The 10446-nt window shown below is 36.0% G+C and carries 7 protein-coding genes; all 7 read right to left on the bottom strand.

All coding sequences use genetic code 11. The annotated features are described in order from the left end of the window. Positions 1–419: 419 nt before the first annotated feature. The 7 genes from ACTQZM_RS10970 to ACTQZM_RS10940 all read right to left on the bottom strand — a co-directional run bounded on the left by ACTQZM_RS10970 (position 420) and on the right by ACTQZM_RS10940 (position 10144). On the bottom strand, positions 420–4517 hold the full coding sequence (locus ACTQZM_RS10970) for a MucBP domain-containing protein (protein ID WP_441653793.1): 4098 nt from the start codon (positions 4515–4517) through the stop codon (positions 420–422). 679 nt (positions 4518–5196) lie between these two features. Further along, the gene (locus tag ACTQZM_RS10965; RefSeq protein ID WP_441653792.1) at positions 5197–5523 is read right to left on the bottom strand and encodes a glycine cleavage system protein H; all 327 of its coding nucleotides are present in this window, start codon (positions 5521–5523) and stop codon (positions 5197–5199) included. Beyond that, positions 5523–5879: an arsenate reductase family protein gene (locus ACTQZM_RS10960; protein WP_248625666.1), complete on the bottom strand. Its 357-nt coding sequence runs from the start codon at positions 5877–5879 to the stop codon at positions 5523–5525. Before ACTQZM_RS10960 ends, ACTQZM_RS10965 begins: the two co-directional genes overlap by 1 nt. Positions 5880–5881: 2 nt before the next feature. Next, entirely contained in the window at positions 5882–7075 is a 1194-nt protein-coding gene (locus tag ACTQZM_RS10955; RefSeq protein ID WP_243199044.1) for an FtsW/RodA/SpoVE family cell cycle protein, read from the bottom strand. 152 nt (positions 7076–7227) lie between these two features. Beyond that, complete coding sequence (locus ACTQZM_RS10950) at positions 7228–7689, bottom strand: arginine repressor (protein ID WP_248625668.1); 462 nt, start codon at positions 7687–7689, stop codon at positions 7228–7230. Between the two features lie 13 nt (positions 7690–7702). Then, positions 7703–9394, bottom strand: a complete 1692-nt coding sequence (gene argS, locus ACTQZM_RS10945) for an arginine--tRNA ligase (protein ID WP_441653791.1) — start codon at positions 9392–9394, stop codon at positions 7703–7705. Positions 9395–9778: 384 nt separating this feature from the next. Next, on the bottom strand, positions 9779–10144 hold the full coding sequence (locus ACTQZM_RS10940) for a DUF1304 domain-containing protein (protein ID WP_441653790.1): 366 nt from the start codon (positions 10142–10144) through the stop codon (positions 9779–9781). Between the last annotated feature and the right edge of the window lie 302 nt (positions 10145–10446).

Below are 10446 nucleotides of genomic sequence, written 5' to 3'. Positions count from 1 at the left end.
CATATAGCATACCGTCCTCTCTTGGGTTATTTGTGGTGATTTAATCATATCAGAGAACGGTATGTTTTTTTATACCTAAAATGAAAAATTGGACTGAAGAATCGATTTTGATTCATCAGTCCAATTTATTATAGAGCCGTTATTTTGAAGTTCAAATAATTTTTTAAGACTGATTCACGTTGATCACTAGGGATTTTTCGTGCTAAATCATGGACAAACGCTCGAAGGTCCGATTCGCTCATCGTTGCTAATTGTTAATCTATATTATTGATAAATTGTCTAACGTTCATCATGGTTTCCTTTCAGTTTTTTACTATTATAACTTCTCGCTAACAAAAACACCACCTAGACAAGCTGAGTGGTGCTGAGAATGGGTTGGAGAAGCTGAGGTACCTCTCCTAATATGGAAATGAGAAAGTTTATTCGTTTTCTCCTCGGCGGCGTTTGATAATCAATCCTAGTAATCCTGCAAATGATAGACTAGCTAATCCTAAAACTGTATTACTTGATTGGTTAGTTGTACCAGTTTTTGGTAAGTGGCGTTTAACTGTAGATGTTGCTACTGAAGTTTGGCTTACCACTTGTTCTTGCGTAGGTGTTCCTTGTTGAGGACGACCCGTTCTTGGTAATCTTGGTGTTTTAGGTGTTGGCGTCGTATCTTTTTCATAAACATAGATAACTTCTTTTGTACCTTCTGTCACCTTACCAGATACTGGATTTGAGTTTTTACCCATACCTACAAAGTGGTAACCATCAAATTTCTTCTGTTCAGTAGCGTAATCTTCACCCACTGGCACATTGTCTTTGATTGTTAATTTTTCTCCACCAGGTAATGGATTTCCGTCTTTATCCACATAAACAACGGTTACTGTACCTTTTTTCTCTACTGGTGTTTCTTTTTCAGGATCTTTTTCGTAAACATAGATGACGTGTTTTGTACCTTTTGTTACGACTCCGGATGTTGGTTCTGAAGTTTTATCCATACCAACAAAGTGATAGCCATCAAAGGTCTTTTCGGTCGTTTCGTATATCTCACCAACTGGGACATTTTCTTTCACAGTTGATGTCTTTTCTAATACTTTACCATCTGAAGTCACGTATACTACATCCACTGAACCTTTTTCGACTACTGTTGTTTTGACTTTTTCATATACGTAGACAACGTGTTTGCTACCTTCTGATACGACACCCGTTGCTGGGTCTGAATCTTTAGACATGCCAACAAAGTGATAGCCATCAAAGGCTTTTTCTTCTGTTGTATAATCTTCACCTACTGGAGCATTGTCTTTCACTGAAGTTACATCTTCTAGAACTTTGCCATCTTTTGTAATGTACTTAACATCAACTGAACCTTTCTTCTCTTCTGGTTCTACATCTTTTTCGTAAACGTAAATAACATGTTTTGTACCTTCTGCGACTAAACCCGTAGCTGCATCTGATAATTTATCCATTCCTACAAAGTGATAACCATCAAAGGCTTTTTCTTTAGTGGTGTAGTCTTCACCAACTGGAGCGTTGTCTTTCACTGAAGTTACATCTTCTAGAACTTCGCCAGTTGTAGTAATGTACTTCACATCAACCGAACCTTTTTTCACTTCTGGTGTGACGTCTTTTTCGTAAACATAGATAACATGTTTTGTACCTTCTGCAACTACACCTGTAGCTGCATCTGAATCTTTAGACATACCTACGAAGTGGTAGCCGTCAAATGATTTTTCTTCTGTTGTGTAATCTTCACCTACTGGAGCGTTGTCTTTCACTGAAGTTACATCTTCTAAAACTTCGCCAGTTGTGGTGATGTATTTAACGTCAACTGAACCTTTCTTCTCTACTGGCGTTTCTGGGTTCTTAGCATAGACATAAACAACGTGTTTTGTGCCTTCTTCTACTTGACCAGTTGCTTCGGCTGAGAATTGTCCCATGCGTGTGAAGTGGTAACCATCGAATTCTTTTTGAGTTGTTTCATAGTTCGATCCGATTTCGCCGTCTTTAACTACTTCTGATGTTGCTTCTAGAACTCGTCCATCTTCTGTGATATAAGTAACATCTACATTACCTTTCTTCACTTCAGGATCTTTCGCATAAACATAAACAACATGTTTCGTGCCTTCTGCGACTTGACCAGTTGCATCGGCTGAGAATTGTCCCATGCGTGTGAAGTGATAACCATCGAATGCTTTTTGAGTTGTTTCGTAATTTGATCCGATTTCGCCATCTTTGACTACATCGCTTTTAGCTTCAAGTACTGTCCCATCTTCGGCAATATAAGTCACATCGACATTCCCTTTTTTAACTTCTGGAACGACATCTTTTTCATATAAGTAGATGACATGCTTAGTACCTTCTGCGACTACACCTGTTGCTGGGTCTGAAGATTTGTCCATACCAACAAAGTGATATCCGTTAAATGATTTTTCTTCTGTTGTGTAATCTTCACCTACTGGAGCATCTGATTTAACTGAAGTAACATCTTCTAAGACTTTACCATCTGTTGTCATATATTTAACATCAACATTTCCTTTTTTCACTTCAGGATCTTTGGCATAGACGTAAACAACATGTTTGGTACCTTCTTCTACTTGACCTGTACGTTCTGCTGAGTATTCACCCATACGTACATAGTGATAGCCATCAAATTCTTTTTGCTCGGTTTCATATTTTGAGCCGATTTCGCCATCTTTGACTACATCGCTTTTAGCTTCTAATACTGTACCATCTTCGGCAATATAAGTTACATCAACATTTCCTTTTTTCACTTCAGGAACGACATCTTTTTCATATAAATAGATAACGTGTTTGGTACCTTCTGTAACTACACCGTCAGCCGCTGCAGATTCTTCAGCCATGCCGACAAAATGATAGCCTTCGAATGTACCTTTTTCAGTTGAATAAGATGTACCCACGTTTTCATCTGTAGCAACTGGTTTCACAGCTTCTAAAATTTGTCCATCTGTTGTTTTGTGAACTACATCAACCGAACCTTTTTTATCTTCAGGCACATATAAGTAAACTACTCGTTGTAATTGTTGTTTTACAGTTCCTTGTGCTGGGGCTGAATCATAACTCAAGGTCGTGAATTTGTAACCTTCAAATTTTTCAGGAGCAGTAGTATATTCAGTACCTTGTGTTACATCATGTGCTTCTTGGCCATCTTTAGTCTTCGCATAGTCTTCAGCTTTTAAGACTTTACCAGTACTTGCATCAACGTGGACAACAGTTACTGAACCCGTCGTATCTTGCATACCACCTGCAACTGAAGAGTTATTTACGCTAATAGCCGCTTCTGACCAAACAGCATTGAATGGGGCTTCATACATCTCTTTGTCATATTTCTTTTTAGGTCCTCGATAATATGCTAGTAATGAATCAGATACTGCTGAGTTAATTGTAGGATTAGCTTTACTACCTTCTGCTAGTTTACCACCATAAGTAATGACAAACTGTTTATCAGTACTTGCATATTCTCCTTTAAATTGTATTACATAAGCATTTGGACTGGATAAAGGTTCAACAATCTCATAATCCGTACCTTCTACCAACTTTTTACCAACTTGATACCCCATACTATCATAAATATTTGCTTCATATAATTCGATGCTCTCTTTATCAATTTTATACACGGCATTATCTTCAAATTCAGGATTAAGGGCTCTATACTGTGAGGATGGATCTCCAATAAGATGGCCATCTCGATCGTATCCAGTTCTCGTAAATTCCGGATTAATTCCACTAACAGTATTTGGACTTAAATAAACAACTGCATCATTTAACGAAGCTTTTACCTTATTGATAGTCGTAGTCCACACAACATCCATTGAACCATCTGGATTATCCGTTGATTCCTTTGCATAAACAGAAACTAACTGTAACTCTGGATTGTAAACAGCTACATCAAAAGTAACATTTAATGGCAATGTAGCAGTTTTTCCATCTGGTAAGTTTAATTGCACATCTTCATGGTTTTCAACTTCTTTAAAATGATCACGGTTCACAAAGGTCGCAATGTTAATCGTACCATTGTAAATTTTATTTGGATCAATATCACCAGTGAAATAAGTATAAATTTTCTTATTGTTATAGTCTAAAACCAATTTACCTAGTTCTTGATTATTTGAATAAAACGGTGTTTCTACTACTTTTGTGATTGAAGTAAAAGCATCAGGCATATCAGAAACTAACATATCACCTTTTTGCAAATTCTTAGCTGTCCAATCATAAGAATAAGTGATATCTAGTCCTTGTGATTCTTTAATGTCTGTTCGGTCAAAGCGTACATTACTTACAGAAACTTTATTGGTTGCTAACTGATCCGCGGTTGCACCAGAAGCACGTGAAATAGTTTCGCCGATTGATGGTTGTAAAGAAGTTGTCCCTGTTTCTGCCGCTAAAGTCGCAGACGCCATCATTAATGCACCAAATAGCACACTACCGATTATAAATGATGCTGCACCGCCACCACCGCGTTTCTTTCTCAACGAAAATTTAAATTGTCTGTCATACTGATTTTTCTTAAACATACTAATTCCCTTTCTCAATTTGAATTTCTTATTCTCATTTCATTTTAAATAACCATTCTCCCAAACTGGTCATTCGTTAATATGTTTTCGATTATATAAAAATAAAAATTAATGTCAAATTTTCAAGGTTTACATACTAGCATTTATTGATTTACAGCCTTTTTAAAAATGTTTTCGAAGCATAAGATAACAGCTTTATTATACAACCGATGAAAAACAGAAAAAATATTGATAGATTAACATTTATACCTATATAATATTTAGAAAAATTATAAAGTAAAACACTTTACTAACATAACCAAATGTTTTTATATCAATAATATGTAAATACTTTGTAAACTTCATCTCACATAATTATTGATATATTAATGTTTTATAAGTGTCAAAAAAAATAAAAATAACGCATGGATACAATGCATAATTTTTCATATTAAAATCACATATTTTAGTATTTATTGCTTTATTTAAGCTTATTTAGAATGATTTTTTAGATTTAGTAGCTAAAAATCAATCATTTACCCAGTAATTTGTATGTTTATGCGTATATTTCCGCTAATTGAGAACTTTTCTCAATAGACCGTTTTTTACCAACCCCCCCTTTTAGAATCCACCTCGAAACGCAAAAAAAACCTACTAGCCAAACACAGCTAATAGGTTTCATTCATGCAAATATTAAAAATTATAAAGCATCGAATTCTGCAACCTCGACGTCTTTCAAGCTAAATAACCAAGCTTTCATTTCATCTTCTGCGTTTAAATCAGCAGTATTTTCATTAACAGAAGATACCACCCCTGCTAAAGGGCTCGCAAATTCGCAGACCGCTTTTTCTGCTTCAACTTCAACGACTGGTGCGCCGGCTACTACTTTTACATCCACTTTAGGTAGAGAGGCAAAAGTGACAGCTCCTAAATCGTCTTGGGCTTTTTTCGTCAATCCCACACAGTATTCCTTACCATTATATAAAATCCATAAATCATCTTTATGTTTTAAGCATTGTTTTTCCATTATGCATCCAACCTTTCATATACATCTTCTTTATAACCGATACTTACAAACACACCGTCTTTTAATAAAATCGGGCGCTTAATTAGCATACCATCTGTTGCTAATAACTCACAAGCATCTTTCATATTTAGTGTATCGACTTTATCTTTTAAATGCAACTCTTTGTACTTCATGCCACTAGTATTAAAGAAACGACGAATCGGTAGTTCACTTTGTTCCATCCAAGTTTGTAGCTGACTTGCTTTGGGCGGATTTTCCTTAATATCGATAAATTCTGGCACAATCCCTTTATTTTCTAAGTGTTTCGCCGCTTTTTTACAAGTTGAACACTTTGGATACCAATACATTGTATACATCTTTATCCCTCCAAATGTGAATATGGATTAGTAGATTGATACCTCATAGATAATATCAACCCAATCCCGATTAAATTACTTAATAACGCCGAGCCCCCTTGACTAATGAAAGGCAACGGAATCCCAGTTAATGGTAAAAGCCCGATATTGGCGCCGATATTTTCAAACACATGGAATAAAATCATCATAATAATCCCGGTAGAAATATATGCATAAAACTCATTATTTGTATCAAAACATACGCGAATCATTTGGTAAATCAACATAAAGTACAGCACAATGACTAAGGTACTACCGATAAAGCCAAAGTTTTCACCTATTACAGAAAAAATCATATCCGACTCGCGCACCGATACATAAATATCACTGACATTAAATCCTTTACCAAACATCCCACCAGAAGCAATCGCCGCAATAGAAGAAGCGACTTGCCGTGAAGAACCTTGCAAATCATGGAAAGGGTCTAACCAAGAGTCGATACGAGCAAATTGATAAGGTTTAAAGCCCATATGATATAAAATATTACGTCCTGATTCTGACAAAACGAGAAAAATAAGTATTCCACCAAATATCGCCATTACCGCAAAGACTGGGATGATAATTTTCCATGAAATACCTGACATCAAAAAGACGCCACTAAAAATAGCCAAGAACACTAACATCGTACCAAAGTCTTTTTGTAGCAAGATAAGTACCAACACAGGCAACGTGACAGCTAACATTTTCGCAATTAACTGGCCATCTGACTCTAACGTACGCTTGCGATGACGACCATTATGCTGCGTTACGACTAAAGCCAACATCAAAATATAGGCAATCTTCATCAGTTCGGCCGGCTGTAAAGTAAAGCTCCCAAAGGCAAACCAGTTTTTCGAACCCGTCACAGCCGCAATCGAACGGTCATAGAATTTCAACAAAATAGCCATCACAAAAAGTCCAGCACCATAGATAATCGGCGTCAATTTCCAGAGGACTTTTGCGCGAATATGCATAATAACAATGATAGCGCCAATCCCTAAAACATACCACAAGGCTTGAAATCCTACGCCACGAATGACATTGGGCTTAGCAGGATCTTGGGACAACGCCACATACAACGAAGCAAGACCGATAATACATAATAAAAAGACCGGCAATATCACACCATAATCAATTCGGCTTTCTTGCATCGCCGCATTTCTTCGTGTATTTTCCATTCATTCTCTCTTTTCTAAAAAATATTTCATTTCCTTATTATAGTAATCTTTTAGCCAATTGAAAAGGTAAAACCGACACAATTTATAAAATTCTAAACAACCACTACGAACTGAAAAAACCTACAGTGCACACGACACTGCAGGATTTTTCTTTACATCATATTTTCAATAAACATTGCTTCGATTTTTTGTGCTTCTTCTTCTGAACGAGAAATAATGACCACGGTATCAAAACCTGCCAGAGAAGCAACTTTTTCAGGGATATCAATTTCATCCACTAAGGCACTAATCATTTGAGCACTATCAGGTTGGGTGTGAACAATCGTCATAAATTGTACACGGTCCACTTTAATCACCATTTCCGCAATCAATTGGTGCAAATGAGCCTGGTCTTCTTGACTCTTCAACTCATCGCTTGTAAATAATTTCAACTGCTTTTCGCCATTTTCCATAGTTGCCTTGATTACTTTTAAGTCATTTAAGTCTCGAGAAATCGTCGCCTGAGTAGCTGTAACGCCATGTTCTTTCAAATACTGTAACAACTCTTCTTGCGTACGAATGACATGGTTAGTCAAAATATCTACAATTAATTGATGACGCTGTTCTTTTTTCATGTTGACCTCCTCATTACATTTGATTTGGAGCATGTAAACCTAACAAGCGTAAATCTTCTTTTAACAAGACACTTACCGCATAAACTAGACTTAAGCGGGCTTGTTTTTGATCATCATCAGCCAATACTTTACTATGGGCATAGTATTTATTGAAAGCTTGAGATAATTTAATCGCATGTTTTGCAATGACAGATGGTTCATAAGTATTCGCCGCTTGTAAGACTACTTCTGGATAGCTTTGGATTAATTTGATGACTTCCCATGATTCTTCATCGTTTAAGCTTAAATCACCAACATTTTCAACATCAAAAGCAGCCTTAGCTAATAAACTTTGGCAACGAGCATGTGTATATTGTACATATGGTCCCGTTTCTCCTTCAAAACGTACCACTTCATCTAAAGCAAAGTCAAAGTTATTCAAACGGTCATTTTTCAAATCATGGAAAACAACAGCTCCCACACCGACTTGACGAGCTACTTCATCTTTATTTTCTAATGTAGGGTTCTTTTCAATAATTTGGGCTTTGGCTAATTCAATTGCTTCATTCAATACTTCAGCAAGTAAGATAATTTTTCCTTTACGAGTAGACAATTTCTTACCATCTTTTGTAATCAAACCAAATGGCACATGATGCATATCTTCTGCCCAATCAAAGCCCATTTCCTTCAACACTGCTTTTAATTGTTTAAAGTGATTGCTTTGTTCATTACCCACAACGTAAAGTGATTGACCGAAATCATAAGTACGTTTGCGATATAAGGCCGCTGCTAAGTCACGCGTAATATATAAAGTCGCACCATCAGATTTGCGGATTAATGCTGGATTTAAATCATAAGTAGATAAATCGACAATTTCTGCCCCTTTATCTTCTTTTAATAGATGTTTTTCTTCTAACATGGTTACGACTTCATCCATCTTATCATTGTAGAAAGCTTCTCCATTGAAAGAATCAAACTTCACTTCTAATAAGTCATAGATGTCCGTAAATTCTTTTAAGGACTCATCGCGGAACCACTGCCATAATGCTAAAGCTTCTTCATCGCCATCTTCTAGTTTTTTAAACCAGGCACGTGCTTCATCTTCTAGTTCAGGTTGGGTTTCAGCTTTTTCATGGAAATCTACATATAAGCGTAATAATTCAGCAATTGGATCTTTTTCCACGGCTTCTTGACTTCCCCAAAGTTTGTAAGCCACGATTAATTTACCAAATTGTGTTCCCCAATCTCCTAAGTGGTTAATACGAACGGGTTGATAGCCAATTTTCTCTAATAAGAAACCAATCGAATTACCAATCACAGTTGAACGTAGATGCCCCATTGACATTGGTTTGGCAATATTTGGTGAAGACATATCAATTGGTACTTGTTTATTTTGGCCGATATTTTGTGAGCCGAAACTTGCTTTTTGCGTTAACACTTCTCGTAGGACTTGGCTAGATACTTGTGCTTTATCCATGAAGAAGTTAAGATAAGCGCCTACTACTTCAACTTTTTCAAATCCAGTTGTATCTAATTGTGCCACTAATTCTGTAGCGATTTGTTGCGGTGCTTTACGGAAGATTTTAGCCAATGAGAATACTGGAAAAGCTACATCTCCATGTTCGGCATATTTTGGTTTTTCTAATAAGTTTTCGATTTGTTCATACGTTAAATGTTCACTCAATGCTTGATGCAAAGTTTTTGCGACAATTGCTTGGTTATTCATCGAATTTCCTCCTAATGTTTATCTGATATTTTTAGCATTTTGTAATAAAAAAGCCCTAGTGTCACGATTATACTAAACCATTAACACTAGAGACGAATTTCATTCCGCGGTACCACTCTACTTGTCCTCTTTATTAGGACCCACTTTTGCTATAACGGTAGCTGCCGTATCTTTGTATCAAAGCGCGTTTCAATCTGTCTTACTTATCTGGCTTCCACCTTCCCAGACTCGCTAAAAGCAGAGTTAGATTTACTTTCTCTTTAAAGATATCCATATCGATTTGATTATAGCAAACCTCTATCTAAATTTCCACACCAAAAATGAAAATTCATGAAAATAACTGGTGTGTTTTGAAAATAACTTAGAAACCTTATTCTAGCTGACTTACTTCAAAAACAAACTAACTATAAATGCAAGAATCGCTAGTCCACCTTGTTTCAATAAAATCGATTTATCACTTGAATAGGCGCCATAAGCTGCTACTAAGATAATGTAAACCAATAAGAAGCGTACAAAAGCTAAGTTATCCTGTACAAAAGATAAACCATACAACAATCCTAAAGCAATCAAGCCATTATAGATTCCTTGATTTTTAAATAGGGTTTGTACATTTTTATTTTGCAATTCTTGTGCAGTCATCTTAAAAGTTTGAGCTGTTTTGTCTGAAGTTGTTGCAAAAGTTTCCAAATACATAATGTACAAAAATTCCAATGCCACTAAGACCACTAATACTTTAAACAAGATAATCATTTTTAACATCCTTTCACACATTTTATTACCAAACTATCATAGCGAAACACGTATTCATTCGCAATTTTTCTGCCTACCTTTTTGATACAATCATCCAAAAGGCATAGCTAGACATTATAACATCCGAGACTTTACAAGATACTTTCCGACCTTATGAAAAAAAGACACCCTAAAACTTTAGAGTGCCTTTTGGGGTCTAAGATATTTAGTGTTGTTACTCAAACGGAGGATAACACTAAATATCTTTTTTTATACTCATAATAATAGAAAAAGACATCTGTTTCCTCTATAATTAAGTCGAC

The sequence above is a fragment of the Enterococcus cecorum genome, from assembly GCF_052119425.1.
Classification (GTDB): Bacteria; Bacillota; Bacilli; order Lactobacillales; family Enterococcaceae; genus Enterococcus_E; species Enterococcus_E cecorum_C.
This window is presented reverse-complemented; position numbering and strand designations above follow the sequence as displayed.